Genomic DNA, 15,113 nt, shown 5'->3' with positions numbered 1-15,113 from the left:
CCATGACTGTCCTTGCGCACCGCACCACGGCGTCCGACGGGAAGGACGCCCTGACCCAGGACGCCCTCGCGGTCCTCCAGCCCGGCTTCGAGGGCACCACCGCCCCCGCCTGGCTGCTCCGCCGGCTCGGCGAAGGCCTCACCGCCGTCGGCCTGTTCGGCCGCAACATCGCCTCGCCCGAGCAGCTCGCCGCGCTGACCGCGCAGCTGCGTACCGAGCGGGACGACGTCCTGGTCGCCATCGACGAGGAGGGCGGCGACGTCACCCGCCTGGAGGTCCGGGGCGGCTCGTCCTTCCCCGGCAACCTGGCCCTCGGCGCCGTCGACGACACCGGCCTCACCCGCGACGTCGCCCGCGAGCTGGGCCGCCGCCTCGCCGAGTGCGGGGTCAACCTCAACTGGGCCCCGTCCGCGGACGTCAACTCCAACCCGGACAACCCGGTGATCGGCGTACGGTCCTTCGGCGCCGACACCCACCTCGCCGCCCGGCACACCGCCGCCTACGTCGAGGGCCTCCAGGCCGCCGGGGTCGCCGCGTGCACCAAGCACTTCCCGGGCCACGGCGACACCAACGTCGACTCGCACCACGCCCTGCCGCGCATCGACGTGGACCTGGACACCCTCCAGGCCCGCGAACTCGTGCCCTTCAAGGCGGCCATCGAGGCCGGCACCAAGGCCGTGATGAGCGCGCACATCCTGGTGCCCGCCCTCGACCCGACCCGCCCGGCCACGCTCAGCCCGCAGATCCTGACCGGCCTGCTGCGCAAGGAGCTCGGCTACGAGGGCCTCATCGTCACCGACGGCATGGAGATGAACGCCATCGCCGGGACGTACGGGATCGAGCGCGGCTCGGTGCTGGCCATCGCGGCGGGTGCCGACGCGATCTGCGTCGGCGGCGGGCTCGCGGACGAGGCGACCGTACTGAGGCTGCGCGACGCGCTGGTGGCGGCCGTACGCGAGGGCGCGCTCCCCGAGGAGCGCCTCGCCGACGCCGCCGCCCGCGTCCGTGCGCTGGCCGCGTGGACCCGGGGGGTCCGGCCGGACGCGCGGCCGGAGGGGAGCCGCGCGTCCGGCATCGGCCTGACGGCCGCCCGCCGCGCAGTGGTCGTCACCGGCTCGCCGGAGCCGGTCGCGGCCCCGTACGTCGCGACGCTGACGCCGGTCGCGAACATCGCGGTCGGCGACGAGACGCCGTGGGGCGTGGCCGGCGAGCTGGCCGCACTCGTACCGGGGACCGCCTCGGGCCTCTACCCGGAGGGCGCCTCGGCCGGGGACATCCTGGCGGCGGCGGGGGAGCGGACCGTCGTCGCGGTGGTCCGCGACGCGCACCGGCACCCGTGGATGACGGAGGCCCTGGACGCGCTGGTCGCTGCGCGGCCGGACACGGTCGTGGTCGAGATGGGCCTGCCGATGGCTGCGCCGCGGGGTGCGGTGTACATCGCCACCCATGGCGCGTCGCGCGTCTGCGGCCGAGCCGCGGCGGAAGTCATTGCGGGGGCGTAGCCCTGCGGTTGCCGCTGCGGCGCCGCTGCTGGGGCTCCGCCCCAGACCCCGCGCCTCAAACGCCGGCGAGGCTGAAATATAGCCCCGCCGGCGTTTGAGGCGCGGGGTGCGGGGCGGAGCCCCGATCTTTGAGCCGCGCTTGGCGGACGGCATCGGCCAAATCCAGCCTCGCCGGCGTTTGAGGCGCGGGTCCGGGCAGCGCCCGGAAGGCCCCGCGCAGCGCATCCGCACCCGCACATGTCGAAGGGCCCGGTCCCCCAAGGGAGTCCGGGCCCTTCGGCGTGCCCGTGCGGCTACAGACCCTGCCAGGCGGGCTTGTTGGCGTACGTGTGCCGGAAGTAGTCCGCCAGCTTCAGCTTCGACGCGGCCGCCTCGTCCACGACGACGGTCGCATGCCGGTGCAGCTGCAGCGCAGACCCCGGGACCAGCGCGGACAGCGGCCCCTCGACGGTCTGCGCGACGGCCTCGGCCTTGCCCTCACCGGTGGCCAGGAGCACCAGGTGGCGGGCGTCGAGGATGGTGCCGATGCCCTGGGTGATGACGTGGTGCGGCACCTGGTCCAGGTCGTCGTCGAAGAAGCGCGCGTTGTCCACGCGGGTCTGCTCCGTCAGCGTCTTGATGCGGGTGCGGGAGGCGAGGGAGGAGCAGGGCTCGTTGAAGCCGATGTGGCCGTCCGTGCCGATGCCCAGCAGCTGGAGGTCGACGCCGCCGGCCTCGGCCAGGGCCCGGTCGTAGGCCTCGCACGCGCCGACGATGTCCTCGGCCGCACCGTCCGGGCCCATGAAGGAGGCCTCGGACAGGCCGAGGGGCTCGACGACCTCGCGGAGCACGACGGCGCGGTAGGACTCGGGGTGCCCGGCCGGCAGGCCGACGTACTCGTCGAGCTGGCAGATGCGGGCCTTGGAGGCGTCGACCCGGCCGGCCCTGACCTTGGCGGCGAGGGCCTCGTAGATGGGCAGCGGGGTAGAGCCGGTCGCCACGCCGAGCAGGGCGTCGGGCTTGCGGCGCACCAGGGCGGCCATGGCCTCCGCGATGAGCTCGCCGCCTGCCTTGGCGTCCGGGACGATGACAACTTCCACGCGGGGCCTGCCGATCTGGAGTGAGTGGTGTGGTATAGACCAATCTAGCAGAGGCCGGCGCGTGCGGCGGGGGTCTCGCCGCTATCCATGGTGGTCCTGATCCGGGCCCGCGGCCCGCCGGACGGCCGCCCGCCCGGACCGCGGTCAGGCCGCCATCCGACCGCCGAACCAGGAGTGGTTGTCATGGCCAGGCGCACCCCCTACGCCTTCGAGACCTGCACCGCCGGGGCGAGCGCCGCTCGCGCCGCCGGCATGGCCCGGCGGCGGCCACCGGGGCACGGCTCCCCGTCACGGGCCGCCGTCAGAGCAGCGCCAGTTGCAGGCCGCCCGTCGCGTCCAGGTGCTGGCCCGTGACCCAGCGGGAGTCCGCCGAGGCCAGGAAGGCCACCACGTCCGCCACCTCCTCCGGCGCGCCCACCCGGTGGAAGACGGACCGGGAGGCCATGTGGGCGCGGGTCGCCGGATCCGCGAGCAGGGCCGCGTTCAGGTCCGTCCCGGTGATGCCCGGGCCCACCGAGTTCACGGTGATCCCGCGCGGGGCCAGCTCGGCCGCCAGCGACCGGGTCAGCGCGTTCACCGCGCCCTTCGCCATGACCGTGGCCAGGATCGCGGGCAGCGCGATGTCCGGGGTGCCGGTCACGTTGACGATCCGGCCCCCGTCCCGCAGCCGCGCCAGCCCGTGCTTGATCACGAAGAACGGTGCCTTGGCGTTGAGCGCGTGCGCCCGGTCGTACGCCTCCTCGTCGGTCTGCTCGATTCCGGCGAAGGTCGCGCCCCCCGCGTTGTTCACGAGGATGTCCACGCCCTCGGTGTGCGCGGGATGGGCCGCGTACGCCGCCCAGAGCGCCTCTGCGTCGCCGGGCACCCCGAGTTCGGCCCCCAGGGTGAACGCCCGCCCGCCGGCCGCCTCGATCGCGGCCACGGTCTCCTTCGCCGCCGCCTCGTTGCGCCCGTAGTGCACCGCCACCAGTGCCCCGTCCCGCGCCAGCCGCTCCGCCACGGCCCGTCCGATGCCCCGGCTGCCGCCCGTGACCAGTGCCGTCTTTCCCTTGAGCACGCCCATGACGCGCCCCCCTTCGCCATTCGCTAGTGGTCGCTACAGAAAGGACCGTATCAGATTCCCTAGCGCCCGCTATAGAATCTGGGCATGGTGACCGGACAGCGCGGCAGACCCCGTTCCTTCGACCGCGACGCGGCCCTCGACAAGGCGATGACCGCCTTCTGGGAGCGCGGCTACGAGGCGACCTCGATCTCCGACCTGACCGCCTCGCTGGGGATCAGCGCGCCCAGCCTCTACGCGGCCTTCGGCGACAAGCGCACGCTCTTCGAGGAGGTCGTGGCGGTGTACGCGTGCCGGTACGGGGACTTCGCGGGCGTGGCGCTCGCCGAGGAGCCCACGGCCCGGGCGGCCGTCGAGCGCGTCCTGCGCGAGGCCGCCGAGATCTACACCGACCCGGCCCACCCGCGGGGCTGCATGGTGCTGAGTGCCGCGATCAACACCACCTCGGACGAGGTGGCGCAGGCGCTGCGCGAGCGGCGCAACGCCAGCCTGGAGGTGTTCGAGAGCCGGATCCGCGCGGACGTGGCCACCGGTGAGCTGCCCGCGGACACGGACGCGCGGGCGCTGGCCCGGTATGCGGGGGCCGTGGTGGCCGGGATGTCTCAGCAGTCGCGCGACGGGGCGAGCCGGGAGGAGCTGGAGGCGGTCGCGGAGCGGGCGCTGCTGGCCTGGCCGCCGGCCCGGCCGGTACGGAATTCCGCCTGAAGATTCCTCTGGGCCACGGTGCAGGACGGGACCCTCAGCCCATCCGGCACCGTAGCCCGGAGTACTAACGGCCGACAGGTGTGCGGTTCCCGACGGCCGGTGGGAGGTGCCTGCGCGGTCAGGGCAGAGCGCGCGGCTTACCTCGATCCGTCCTCCTGTGCGGGGAGGGCGGAAGCTTAAGTCATTGTGGACTAGACCATTCTGTTCTGTCCATCCAAGGACGGGGCCGGGAAACCCGTCACTTCCTCCAACAGTACGCGTCCTGCGCCCCTCCTGGATACTCCTGAGTACCGTCGTGCGCAAAGTCATGGCGCGTACCCGGGGTACGCTCGCAACGTGCCCTCCATGAACGACCTCGTACGCCAGCACACCGCTCTCAGTGAAACCGACCTGGAGTGGCTCCACCTGCTGGTCTCGGAGTGGCAGCTGCTCTCCGACCTGTCCTTCGCCGACCTCGTGCTGTGGGTGCCCACGCTCGACGGCACCCGGTACGTGTCGGTCGCCCAGATGCGCCCGAACACCGGCCCCACCTCGTACCAGGACGACATGGTCGGCCACCTGGTGCCGCGCGGCCGCCGCCCGCTGCTGGACGCCGCGCTCGACGAGGGCCGGATCGTGCGCGAGGGCGACCCGGAGTGGCGCGAGGAGGTGCCGGTCCGCGTCGAGTCGATCCCCGTCCGCCGCGAGGGGCGGGTACTGGGAGTGATCGCGCGCAACACCAACCTGCTCACTGTGCGTACACCGAGCCGGCTGGAGCTGACCTACCTCCAGTCCGCCTCCGACCTGGCCCAGATGATCGCGGCGGGCTCCTTCCCGTACCCCGGCCAGCAGGTCGACATGGACGCCTCCCCGCGCGTCGGCGACGGCCTGATCCGGCTCGACGCCGACGGCGTGGTCACGTACGCCTCCCCGAACGCGCTCTCCGCCTACCACCGGCTCGGCCTCGCTGCCGACCTGGTCGGCCAGCACTTGGGCAACACCACCGCCGAACTCGCCCCCTCCCGCGGCCCGGTGGACGAGGCGCTGGTCAAGCTGGCCAGCGGCTGGGCCCCGAGGGAGACCGAGGTCGACGGCAACGGCGGGGTCATCCAGCTGCGTGCCATCCCGCTCAAGCCGAAGGGGACCCGCATCGGGTCGCTGGTGCTCTGCCGCGACGTCACGGAACTGCGTCGTCGCGAACGTGAACTGATCACCAAGGACGCGACCATCCGGGAGATCCACCACCGGGTGAAGAACAACCTCCAGACCGTGGCCGCGCTGTTGCGGCTACAGGCCCGTCGGATGGATTCGCCGCAGGGCCGCGAGGCGCTCAACGAGGCCGTGCGCCGCGTCGGTTCGATCGCGATCGTGCACGAGACGCTGTCTCAGAACCTGGATGAGCGGGTCGAGTTCGACGAGATCGCCGACCGCGTGATCGCGATGGTCTCGGAGATCTCTCCCGGCAAGGTCGACTGCCGGCGCACCGGCCGCTTCGGGATCCTGGACGCGGAGGTCGCCACTCCGCTGTCGATGGTGCTGACCGAGATCCTGCAGAACGCCCTGGAGCACGCCTTCACCCAGGGCGAGCGGGGCACCGTGGAGGTGGCCGCGATCCGCGCCGGAACCGGCCGCAAGGACGGACGGCTGCTGATCACCGTGCTCGACGACGGCAGCGGTCTGCCCGAGGGCTTCGATCCCCAGCGGGCCGGCAATCTCGGACTGCAGATCGTACGGACCCTCGTGGAGGGCGAGCTCGGCGGCACCTTCGACATGGTCCGGGCCGAGCCGCGCGGCACCAAGGTCGTCCTCGACATCCCGTCCAGCCCGCAGAAGTAGCACCCGAGACGTCACTCAGCGTGACGAACGGCGTGTCGCGCCCGACCGGGCGGCACCGGACCCCGAACAGCACTGAGCCCCGGACCGAAGGATTCGGTCCGGGGCTCAAGAGCACCTTGCTGAGCGCTTATACGGTTACTACGCGCTGCGCGTCGAGGCTCGAAAGTCGTTGTCAGGCGCTGGCGTTGCGCGCCCGGTTGCGAGCGGCGCGGCGCTTCATGGCGCGGCGCTCGTCCTCGCTGAGACCGCCCCAGACGCCGGAGTCCTGACCGGACTCGAGCGCCCACTGCAGGCACTGCTCCATGACGGGGCAACGGCGGCAGACGGCCTTGGCTTCCTCGATCTGCAGCAGCGCAGGACCGGTGTTGCCGATGGGGAAGAAGAGTTCCGGGTCTTCCTCGCGGCAAACGGCGTTGTGACGCCAGTCCATGGCTGCTCCATCTCCTTGTATTGCGAACAGGTTGCTTGTGAATGTGAACGCTTTCACGAATCCCCCCGTGAGGGAAGCGCGACCGCCCAGTTGCCCGGGTGATCAGTCAGAGATTCGTGGAGGGGTTCTGGCGATCTGTGTGGGTGCCGGGTCCTGCGGGCTGTCCCGATCGCCATGAAGAGATTCGCAAACCTCGGACGGGGATACAACCCCTTCCGGAAAGTTTTTTTTGATTCGTCGGTGTCTACTAGGTCACAGCCCTACATCGTGAGGGTGGACCGGCGTGTAAACGTTCGAGTGAAAGGCCTTTTGGCCCTTCCGCTCACACAATCACACGCAGTGCCCGGCGTACGCCTGTGAACCGAACGCTGGTCCGCAGTCCGAGGTGGTCTCCGTCCATCTGGAACGGAAGGGGAACCTTGGAATGCAAGGTGAAGTCGGTCAGATCGTGTAGAGACACCGCATGCTTGCCGTGTGGACCCCGCTCAGGAGTGGAGGTCAGGAGCTGTGTCGCGTACCGGGCGACGGCCGGAGTTGACAAACGGTTCAGTGCCAATACGTCAAGCGCAGTATCGAACGACGCCTCCGGAGAGGCGTAAAGCGGACGATTCCCCAGATACGTCCACGGTGAGGTGTTGCACACTATCGACAGCACCAGATCCGTCACCGGGTCCGCGCCGGGGCGCTCCAGGGTGACCGTGCCGTGCCGGCGGTTCGGCTCTTCCCAGAACTGCCGCATCAGCTGTCGTACGTACAGCGCGTGCGTCGAACGCTTGCCGCGCTCCCGCTGCTGCTCGACCCGCCCCACGACTCCCGCGTCGAAGCCGAAGCCCGCGCAGAAGGTGAACCAGCGCGCCGGGACCGACTCGTCCTCCGTGCCCGGGGTGCCGGCCGCCAGACCCAGGCCCACCGTCCGCTCGCGCTGCTCGCGCAGCGCGTCGAGCAGCGCGCCGGTCGCCTCGACCGCATCGTTGGGCAGCCCCAGCGCGCGGGCGAACACATTGGTGGAGCCGCCGGGAACCACCGCCAGCCGGGGCAGCCGGTCCGGATCGGGCCCGTTGTGCAGGAGCCCGTTCACCACTTCGTTGACCGTGCCGTCGCCGCCGAGGGCGACGACGAGGTCGAGTCCCTCGTGCGCGGCCTTGCGCCCCAGGTCCCGGGCGTGCCCGCGGTACTCGGTCGTCACCGCCTCCAGCTTCATTTCGCTGGCCAGGGCATGGGTCAGGACATCGCGCGTGCGCGCACTGGTGGTCGTCGCTGCTGGGTTGGCCACGAGAAGTGCACGCATGAGCGCCAGACTACCCACCCCTTCCCGAGCCGACCCTACTGCCCGTCCCCTCCGGCGCCGGGGGTGCGCCGCTACCCTGCTGGAGTGAGTAAGAAGCAGCCTGCGCAGGCCCCCGTCCCCGCCGCCCCGCCGGCCGAGCTGCCCGGCCGGCTGACCGCCGCCGCCGCGCTCACCGCCCTGGAGGGCCTGGCGCTGGCCGGCCTCGGGGTCTACATGCTGTTCGTGGGCATCGCCGGTGATCCCGACTCCCCGCAGCAGGCCGAGACGGGCGGGATCACCCTGCTCGCGCTCGCCGCGCTGCCCCTGGTCGCGGCCCGCGGGCTGCGCCTGGGCCGCCGCTGGAGCCGCGGCCCGGCGCTGATCACCCAGCTGATGGCGATGCCCGTGGCCTGGACGCTCTACGGCACGGGCGGCGCGATGATCATTGCCGCCGTGGCGCTGGCGCTGGCCGCGGTGGCCGTCGTCGTGCTCCTGGTGAACCCGACGGCAACCGAGGCGCTCGGTATCGGGCCCGGGGAACAGGCCCGATAACCGGACGCCGCCTTCCGTCCACCCCTCGACCTACTCCTCGACGAGGAGCTTCTCGCGGAGCTGGGCCAGGGTGCGGGCCAGTAGCCGGGAGACGTGCATCTGGGAGATGCCGACCTCCTGGGCGATCTGGGACTGGGTCATGTTGCCGAAGAACCGGAGCAACAGGATCCGCTTCTCCCGCGGCGGCAGGCCCTCCAGCAGCGGCTTGAGGGACTCGCGGTACTCGACGCCCTCCAGGGCCTCGTCCTCCGAGCCCAGGGTGTCCGCGACCGCCGGAGACTCGTCGTCGGTGTCCGGGACGTCCAGCGACAGCGTGCTGTAGGCATTGGCCGATTCCAGCCCCTCCAGCACCTCCTCCTCGGAGATCCCCAGCCGTTCGGCCAGTTCGTGCACCGTGGGGGAGCGGCCGTGCTGCTGGGACAGTTCCGCCGTGGCCGTTGTCAGCGAGAGCCGCAGCTCCTGCAGGCGCCGGGGCACGCGTACCGCCCAGCCCTTGTCGCGGAAGTGGCGCTTGATCTCGCCGACCACCGTGGGCGTGGCGTACGTGGAGAACTCGACCCCGCGGTCGGGATCGAACCGGTCCACCGACTTGATGAGGCCGATCGTCGCGACCTGGGTCAGGTCGTCCAGCGGCTCACCGCGGTTGCGGAAGCGCCGCGCCAGGTGCTCGACGAGCGGCAGGTGCATCCGTACGAGCCGGTTGCGCAGCTCCGCCTTCTCCACCGACCCGTCGGGCATGGCCCGCAGCTCGATGAACAGGGCCCGCGCGCCGCTGCGGTCACGGGGATCCGGCAGCGCCGGGGTCACCGGGAACAGTGGCACCGCCGGGGCCGCCGGGACCGCTGCCGCGGCCTCCGGTGGCTGAGCCGGCTGTGCTTGGTCGTGCTGGTTCTCGCTCATAGGGCCCGCCCGTCGCTCCGCCGAGTCCAAAAAGCCGTCTTCCGCATCCGCGTCAGCCGGGTGCGGCCGGGCGTGCTGCTGCTCCGGGATGCCGCCGTCGACCTCGTGCCGTACCCGGGGCCGATCCCCGCCCCGCACCGGGATCTCCCCGCCGCTCACGCCGGGCCTGGTCCCGCGCCGCGCTGTTTGTAGAGGCTGATGCTCACCGTCCGGTTCTCCTCGACCGTGGCCTCGACCTTGCCGGCCAGGGCCGACAGGACCGTCCACGCGAACGTGTCACGCTCCGGCGCGCGCCCGTCGGTGGTCGGCGCCGAGACGGTCACCTCCAGCGAATCGTCGATCAGCCGGAAGACGCAGCTGAGGACGGAGCCCGGCACGGCCTGCTGGAGCAGGATCGCGCAGGCCTCGTCCACCGCGATGCGGAGGTCCTCGATCTCGTCGAGGGTGAAGTCCAAACGTGCCGCGAGACCGGCCGTGGCCGTTCGCAGCACCGACAGGTAGGCACCCGCAGCGGGCAGCCGGACTTCCACGAAGTCCTGAGTCCCGGGCTCGCCTGCGATCTGGGACACCCTCACCTCCAAGGTGGTACGAGCTCTGTTCGCCGGTGACGCTATCGCGATCCGGGCGATCGTGTCGCGGCACCCCTCGTGGCACCCGCTTCGAGCGCCCGGCCAGTCATGCCTCTGCCCAGTGACTGATGGTAAGCCCATGGGTACGCACAGTGGCTAGGGGTCTGCGGGGCCCAAATCGGGGGAGCCGGCGGAGGGTTGATCTACCCCGCTTCAGACGATCGAACCGTCGATGAAACACCATCGCCACGTCTCGCCCGGTTCGAAGCTCCGCATCACCGGATGCCCGGTCTCCCGGTGGTGTGCGGAGGCGTGCCGGAACGGGGAGGAATCGCAGCACCCCACGTGCCCGCAGTCCAGGCACATCCGCAGCTGCACGGGATGACTGCCGAGCGCCAGACATTCGGGGCAGGTCTGTCCGGACGGGACGGGCTCGGGGCGCGGCAGTTCGGCAACGTGAGTGCACTCGCTCATGATGGCCAGCGTACGGCCAGGGTGCGGAGCCATGACGATGGAGGATGGATCTTCGATGGAGGTATTGCCACTGGTGGCGCTCGTCGCGGGCAGCGCGGCCGTCGCGGGGCTGGCGCGCCGCACTCCGGTGCCCGCGCCGCTGCTGCTGGTCGCCGCCGGACTGATGGCCGCCTACGTGCCCGGTGTGCCGGAGTACGCCCTCGACCCGCACATCGTGCTGCCGCTGCTGCTGCCTCCGCTGCTCCACACGGCCGCCGTGGACAGTTCGTACCTGGACCTGCGGGCGAACATCCGGCCGATCGCCATGCTGTCGGTGGGCTACGTCCTCTTCGCGACGCTCGCCGTCGGGTACGCGGCGTACCTGCTGGTGCCGGGGCTGTCCGTGCCGGTGGCCCTGGTGCTGGGCGCGGTGATCGCGCCGCCCGACGCGGTCGCCGCCACCGCGATCGCCCGCAAGCTCCGCCTGCCGAACCGGATCACGACCATCCTGCAGGGCGAGTCCCTGGTGAACGACGCCACCGCGATCACCGCCTACAAGGTGGCGCTGGCGGCAGCGGTCGGGGTGAGCGCCGGCTGGGCGGGCGGGATCGCGGAGTTCCTGCTGGCCTCGGTGGGCGGGATCGGCGTGGGCCTGCTGCTGATGGTGCCGATCCACCAGCTGCGCAAGCGGATGAAGGACCCCCTGCTCCAGAACACCCTCTCGCTGCTGATCCCCTTCGTGGCGTACGCGGCGGCCGAACGGGTGCACGCCTCCGGGGTGCTGGCGGTGGTCGTGGTCGCGCTGTACATCGGGCACCGCAACTGGCAGGTCGACTTCGCCACCCGGCTGCAGGAGGAGGCCGTGTGGAAGATGGTCGCCTTCATCCTGGAGTCGGTGGTCTTCGCGCTGATCGGGCTCCAGCTGCCGGTGGTCCTGCAGGGGCTGGGGGAGTACGAGGGCCTGGACGCGGCCTGGTACGCGATCGCCGTGTTCCTCGCGGTGGTGGTGGCCCGGTTCCTGTGGGTGTTCCCGGCGACCTTCGTGCCGCGCTGGATGTCGCCGCGGATCCGGGCGCGGGAGTCGCCGACGGACTGGAAGGGCCCGGTGATCGTGGGGTGGGCCGGGATGCGCGGCGTGGTCTCGCTGGCCATCGCCTTCTCCGTGCCGATCTCGGTGCCGCACCGGAACCTGATCCTCTTCCTGACCTTCACGACGGTCATCGGGACGCTGGTGGTGCAGGGGCTGACGCTGCCGCCGCTGATCAGGGTGCTGAGGCTGCCGCCGAAGGACCAGCAGGCCGAGACCCTGGCGGAGGCGCAGGCGCAGAGCGAGGCCTCGCGGGCGGCGGAGGAACGGCTCGCGGAGCTGCTGGAGGAGCCCGAGAACAGCACGCTGCCGCCACCGCTGGCGGACCGGCTGCGCACGGTGCTGGACCGGCGGCGCAACGCGGTCTGGGAACGGCTGGGCGAGGTCAACGCGGTGACCGGCGAGTCGGCGGACGACGTGTACCGGCGCCTGGCGAGGGAGATGATCGAGGCCGAGCGGGAGGTCTTCGTCGCCCTGCGGGACGACCTGCGCATCGACGACGAGATGATGCGGGTCCTGCTGCGCAGACTGGACCTGGAGGAGGCGGCGGCCTACCGCGAGGAGACGTAGTCCCGTTCCGACCTTGTCGACAGGTCCAGGGCCGCCGTTGGCATCCGCCGGAGCCGGGGGCAAATCCAGCCCCGCCGGCGTTTGAGGCGCGGGGTCCGCGCGGCGGCGAGGGTGCCGGGCGCGGCGCTGCGCGCGGGGCTTCGCGGGCTGCGCCGTAGGCGGTCCGGGTGGGCGGCCTGGGCGAGCGGCTCGGGTGGGCGGCATCCGCGCCCGTGCGGTCAGGGCCGGCCGGTGATGACCGCGGCCAGGGTGGTGCCGCGCGGGAACGCGCCGGAGGCGGTGAGTTCGGTCAGGGCCCACAGGAGCTTGGCCACGTAGATCCGCTCCACCGGGAGCCCGTGGCGGGACTCGAAGCCCGCGGCGAAGGCCTCCAGCGCGGCCGGCACCCGCGCGTAGCCGCCGTGGTGGAAGCCCTCGGCCAGGTCCCACTCGCCGGCCGGGCCACCGAAGGCGGCCAGCTGGAGGGAACGTATCTCCGCGGCCAGGAAACCGCCCGCCAGGACCGGTACGCCGAGCGCCCGCTGTCCGGGGCCCAGCCCGGCCGCCAGCCCCGCCAGGGTCCCGCCGGTGCCGCAGGCCACCGCCACCACGTCGGCCGCGCCCCGCAGCTCGCGGCCGAGATCGGCGCAGCCGGTCAGCGCGAGGGCGTTGCTGCCGCCCTCGGGCACCACGTACGCCCCGTCCGCCCCGGCCCCGTCCAGCAGCCGCGCCAGCACCTCGGGCTCGGCCTTGCGGCGATAGTCCGACCGCGCCACGAAGTGCAGCCGCATCCCGTCGGCCGCGCACCGCGCGAGGGAGTCGTTGAGCGGCCGCCCGGCCAGCTCCTCGCCCCGCACGATGCCGACGGTGTCCATGCCGAGCAGCCGGCCGGCGGCCGCGGTGGCCCGCAGGTGGTTCGAGTACGCCCCGCCGAAGGTGACCAGGCGGTCGTGGCCCGCCTCCAGGGCGGCCCGCAGGTTCGGCGCGAGCTTGCGCCACTTGTTGCCGGGCAGCTCGGGATGGACGAGGTCGTCCCGCTTCAGCAGCAGCCGTACCCCGTGTGCCGTGAACCGTTCGTCCGCCGCCAAGGCGAGCGGGGACGGCGGACGCGGCAGCAGTTCGGGGTGGGTCACCAGGCCATTGTCCCTGGTGGGACGCTGTTACTTCAGGCGCTCGCCGATGCGTTCGCGCAGGGAGTGCATCGTGAAGCCCCTGGGGTCGGGCTTGCCGGGCTGCCATTCGAGGTGGCCGATCACCGAGCGGGCCGTCCAGGCGTGGACCCGGCACAGGGCCGCCGCCGCGCGGGTGACGGCGTCGAGCTGGACGGCCGGCCAGGGGTCTTCGCCGTCGCCGAGGTTCTCGCACTCGAAGCCGTAGAAGTGGCGGTTGCCGTCGGTGTTCGCCTGGTTGTCGGGCGGGAGCCGCTTCTCCGCGATGACCGCCGCCAGCACGTCGGAGTCACCGGAGCCCGCGTGGTTGGCGCGGCCGTAGCCGACCAGGTGGACGCGGCCGTCCTTGGCGATCACGCCGTGGCAGAGGGGTCCGGGCAGGGCGCTGTGGCCCTCGCGGCAGAGCTGGACGGTGTACGGGGTGCCGCGCGTGACGGTGTGGTGGATCATCACCCCGTGCACCGGGCCCCAGGGGCCCTTGTGGTTGCGGTTGTGGGTGCGCCAGGCGCCGACTTCGACGACGGTGAGTCCCTCGTTCCGCAATGCGCCGATGAACCGGTCCGCGGACATGGGTGCGGCCATGGCCGCCTCCTTCGTTGCGGTGCTCGACGGACACCCTGTGTGTCCGTCTCATCACTCAACGGTTTAGTGGAGGCGGCCCTTCCGCGACTAGTGCCTTCGTACGGCGAGCGAGCCGATTCGGACACGCGTCAGGCGGAGGCGAGCCACAGGTCCGGGCCGAACACCTCGTAGTGGATGTCGCGGGCCGGCACGCCCTTGGCGATCAGCTGCTCGCGCACGGCCCGCATGAAGGGGACCGGCCCGCAGAGGTAGGCCCGGGTGCCCGGGGCGACGGGGACGGCCGACAGGTCCATGCGGCCCCGGCCGTCTCCCGGCTCCGCCGCCTCCTCGTACCAGAACCGGGCCGAGGCGTCGGCCAGTTTGTGGGTCAGGGCCCGGTGGTCGCCCCGCAGTGGGTGGTCGGCGGGGGAGCGGTCGGCGTGCAGCACCGTCACCGGCGCGGAGTGCCCGGTGTCGGCCAGGTGCTCCAGCATCGAGAGCATCGGCGTGCAGCCGATGCCGGCCGAGGCGAGCAGGACCGGCGCGCCGGAGTCCTCCAGGACCAGGTCGCCGTACGGGGCCGAGACCCGCAGGGTGTCGCCCGCGTGGACCCGGGTGTGCAGGTGGTGGGAGACCTCGCCGTCGGGGCCGATGGCGGCCGGGCCGTGGACCCGCTTGACGGTGATCGCGCGGACCGGCGAGCCGGGGGAGGTGGTCAGGCTGTACTGGCGGATCTGGCGGGCCCCGTCGGGGAGTTCGACCTGCACGGAGACGTACTGGCCGGGCCGGTGCGCGGGTGCGGGGGCGCCGTCCGCGGGGGTCAGCCGGAAGGTGGTGCAGTCGGCGGTCTCCTCCACCCGGCCGGTGACGGTCCATTCGCGCCACACGTCCCCGGCGGTGACCCGCTGCTCGGCGTAGAGGCGCTCCTCCACGGCGATCAGGGCGCCCGCCATCAGCCAGTAGACCTCGTCCCAGGCCCGGGCGACCTCGGGGGTGACGGCCTCGCCGAGGATCTCCGTGATCGCCTCGAAGAGGTGCTGGTGGACGACCGCGTACTGCTCGCGGGTGATGCCGAGGCTGGCGTGCTTGTGGGCGATGCGGCCGAGCATCACGTCGGGGCGGGTGTCCGGGTGCTCGACGAGGTGGGTCGCGAAGGCGGCGATGGAGCCGGCGAGGGCTTGCTGCTGGAGGCCGGAGCTCTGGTTGCCCCGGTTGAACAGGTCGCGGATCAGCTCCGGGTGGGCGGCGAAGAGCTTGGTGTAGAAGAGCTCCGCTATGTCGCCGATGGCCGCGCCGACGGCGGGCAGGGTGGCTCGAACGGTCGCGGTCGACTTCTCGGACAGCATGCGGGACTCCTCGTGCGGTGAACGTGACTCTGTGAATTGGTAATTTAGATGCGTATTTTTGGTCGTGCG

Annotated in this window: 15 protein-coding genes; 5 read left to right on the top strand and 10 right to left on the bottom strand. The window is 72.1% G+C overall.

The features are described from left to right. Window positions 1–2: 2 nt before the first annotated feature. A complete protein-coding gene (locus OG534_RS12085) occupies window positions 3–1,502 on the top strand; it encodes a glycoside hydrolase family 3 protein (protein ID WP_326588088.1) in 1,500 nt (499 codons plus the stop codon). A 293-nt stretch (window positions 1,503–1,795) separates the two neighbouring features. On the opposite strand, the gene nagB is transcribed toward OG534_RS12085, so the two are convergent. Further along, window positions 1,796–2,581 carry a glucosamine-6-phosphate deaminase gene (nagB, locus tag OG534_RS12080; RefSeq protein WP_326588087.1) on the bottom strand — a complete coding sequence of 262 codons (786 nt, stop codon included), beginning with the start codon at window positions 2,579–2,581 and terminating at the stop codon, window positions 1,796–1,798. Window positions 2,582–2,882: 301 nt separating this feature from the next. Beyond that, window positions 2,883–3,644: an SDR family oxidoreductase gene (locus tag OG534_RS12075; RefSeq protein ID WP_326588086.1), complete on the bottom strand. Its 762-nt coding sequence runs from the start codon at window positions 3,642–3,644 to the stop codon at window positions 2,883–2,885. 84 nt (window positions 3,645–3,728) lie between these two features. On the opposite strand from OG534_RS12075, the gene OG534_RS12070 reads away from it, so the two are divergent. Together OG534_RS12070 and OG534_RS12065 are read left to right on the top strand one after the other, a co-directional pair. After that, window positions 3,729–4,346, top strand: coding sequence for a TetR/AcrR family transcriptional regulator (locus tag OG534_RS12070; protein WP_326588085.1), 618 nt, complete (start codon window positions 3,729–3,731; stop codon window positions 4,344–4,346). Between the two features lie 345 nt (window positions 4,347–4,691). Then, complete coding sequence (locus OG534_RS12065; RefSeq protein WP_326593565.1) at window positions 4,692–6,161, top strand: sensor histidine kinase; 1,470 nt, start codon at window positions 4,692–4,694, stop codon at window positions 6,159–6,161. 172 nt (window positions 6,162–6,333) lie between these two features. On the opposite strand, the gene OG534_RS12060 is transcribed toward OG534_RS12065, so the two are convergent. Together OG534_RS12060 and OG534_RS12055 are read right to left on the bottom strand one after the other, a co-directional pair. After that, window positions 6,334–6,591, bottom strand: a complete 258-nt coding sequence (locus OG534_RS12060; protein WP_003953983.1) for a WhiB family transcriptional regulator — start codon at window positions 6,589–6,591, stop codon at window positions 6,334–6,336. Window positions 6,592–6,913: 322 nt separating this feature from the next. Beyond that, window positions 6,914–7,879, bottom strand: coding sequence for a diacylglycerol/lipid kinase family protein (locus OG534_RS12055; protein ID WP_326588084.1), 966 nt, complete (start codon window positions 7,877–7,879; stop codon window positions 6,914–6,916). Between the two features lie 84 nt (window positions 7,880–7,963). On the opposite strand from OG534_RS12055, the gene OG534_RS12050 reads away from it, so the two are divergent. Continuing rightward, complete coding sequence (locus OG534_RS12050; protein ID WP_326588083.1) at window positions 7,964–8,410, top strand: hypothetical protein; 447 nt, start codon at window positions 7,964–7,966, stop codon at window positions 8,408–8,410. Window positions 8,411–8,440: 30 nt separating this feature from the next. On the opposite strand, the gene OG534_RS12045 is transcribed toward OG534_RS12050, so the two are convergent. The 3 genes from OG534_RS12045 to OG534_RS12035 all read right to left on the bottom strand — a co-directional run bounded on the left by OG534_RS12045 (window position 8,441) and on the right by OG534_RS12035 (window position 10,353). Then, a complete protein-coding gene (locus OG534_RS12045) occupies window positions 8,441–9,454 on the bottom strand; it encodes an RNA polymerase sigma factor SigF (protein WP_398561935.1) in 1,014 nt (337 codons plus the stop codon). Window positions 9,455–9,465: 11 nt separating this feature from the next. Then, window positions 9,466–9,879, bottom strand: a complete 414-nt coding sequence (locus OG534_RS12040; protein WP_030012703.1) for an anti-sigma regulatory factor — start codon at window positions 9,877–9,879, stop codon at window positions 9,466–9,468. A 213-nt stretch (window positions 9,880–10,092) separates the two neighbouring features. Next, window positions 10,093–10,353, bottom strand: coding sequence for a UBP-type zinc finger domain-containing protein (locus tag OG534_RS12035; protein ID WP_326588081.1), 261 nt, complete (start codon window positions 10,351–10,353; stop codon window positions 10,093–10,095). 55 nt (window positions 10,354–10,408) lie between these two features. Between OG534_RS12035 and OG534_RS12030 the strand changes: the two genes are divergently transcribed. After that, window positions 10,409–11,989 (top strand): Na+/H+ antiporter, encoded by a 1,581-nt coding sequence (locus OG534_RS12030; protein ID WP_326588080.1) that lies wholly within the window; start codon window positions 10,409–10,411, stop codon window positions 11,987–11,989. A gap of 218 nt (window positions 11,990–12,207) precedes the next feature. Here the strand turns inward: OG534_RS12030 and OG534_RS12025 are convergent, their stop codons facing one another. The 3 genes from OG534_RS12025 to OG534_RS12015 form a co-directional block, all read right to left on the bottom strand. Continuing rightward, on the bottom strand, window positions 12,208–13,101 hold the full coding sequence (locus OG534_RS12025) for a 1-aminocyclopropane-1-carboxylate deaminase/D-cysteine desulfhydrase (RefSeq protein ID WP_326588079.1): 894 nt from the start codon (window positions 13,099–13,101) through the stop codon (window positions 12,208–12,210). A gap of 27 nt (window positions 13,102–13,128) precedes the next feature. Continuing rightward, a complete protein-coding gene (locus OG534_RS12020) occupies window positions 13,129–13,719 on the bottom strand; it encodes an N-acetylmuramoyl-L-alanine amidase (RefSeq protein WP_326588078.1) in 591 nt (196 codons plus the stop codon). Between the two features lie 128 nt (window positions 13,720–13,847). Further along, a complete protein-coding gene (locus OG534_RS12015) occupies window positions 13,848–15,044 on the bottom strand; it encodes a globin domain-containing protein (protein WP_326588077.1) in 1,197 nt (398 codons plus the stop codon). Between the last annotated feature and the right edge of the window lie 69 nt (window positions 15,045–15,113).

The organism is Streptomyces sp. NBC_01294 (genome assembly GCF_035917235.1).
GTDB lineage: Bacteria > Actinomycetota > Actinomycetes > Streptomycetales > Streptomycetaceae > Streptomyces > Streptomyces caledonius.
Note: the sequence above shows the minus strand (reverse complement) of the source record. Positions and strands in the feature narration are given on the sequence as shown.

What these genes read in the sequence shown, in the direction of transcription:
- OG534_RS12085 (WP_326588088.1), top strand. Translation starts at nt 3, where the DNA reads ATGACTGTCCTTGCGCACCGCACCACGGCGTCCGACGGGAAGGACGCC.
- OG534_RS12075 (WP_326588086.1), bottom strand. Translation starts at nt 3,644, where the DNA reads ATGGGCGTGCTCAAGGGAAAGACGGCACTGGTCACGGGCGGCAGCCGG.
- OG534_RS12070 (WP_326588085.1), top strand. Translation starts at nt 3,729, where the DNA reads ATGGTGACCGGACAGCGCGGCAGACCCCGTTCCTTCGACCGCGACGCG.
- OG534_RS12065 (WP_326593565.1), top strand. Translation starts at nt 4,692, where the DNA reads ATGAACGACCTCGTACGCCAGCACACCGCTCTCAGTGAAACCGACCTG.
- OG534_RS12060 (WP_003953983.1), bottom strand. Translation starts at nt 6,591, where the DNA reads ATGGACTGGCGTCACAACGCCGTTTGCCGCGAGGAAGACCCGGAACTC.
- OG534_RS12055 (WP_326588084.1), bottom strand. Translation starts at nt 7,879, where the DNA reads ATGCGTGCACTTCTCGTGGCCAACCCAGCAGCGACGACCACCAGTGCG.
- OG534_RS12035 (WP_326588081.1), bottom strand. Translation starts at nt 10,353, where the DNA reads ATGAGCGAGTGCACTCACGTTGCCGAACTGCCGCGCCCCGAGCCCGTC.
- OG534_RS12030 (WP_326588080.1), top strand. Translation starts at nt 10,409, where the DNA reads ATGGAGGTATTGCCACTGGTGGCGCTCGTCGCGGGCAGCGCGGCCGTC.
- OG534_RS12020 (WP_326588078.1), bottom strand. Translation starts at nt 13,719, where the DNA reads ATGGCCGCACCCATGTCCGCGGACCGGTTCATCGGCGCATTGCGGAAC.
- OG534_RS12015 (WP_326588077.1), bottom strand. Translation starts at nt 15,044, where the DNA reads ATGCTGTCCGAGAAGTCGACCGCGACCGTTCGAGCCACCCTGCCCGCC.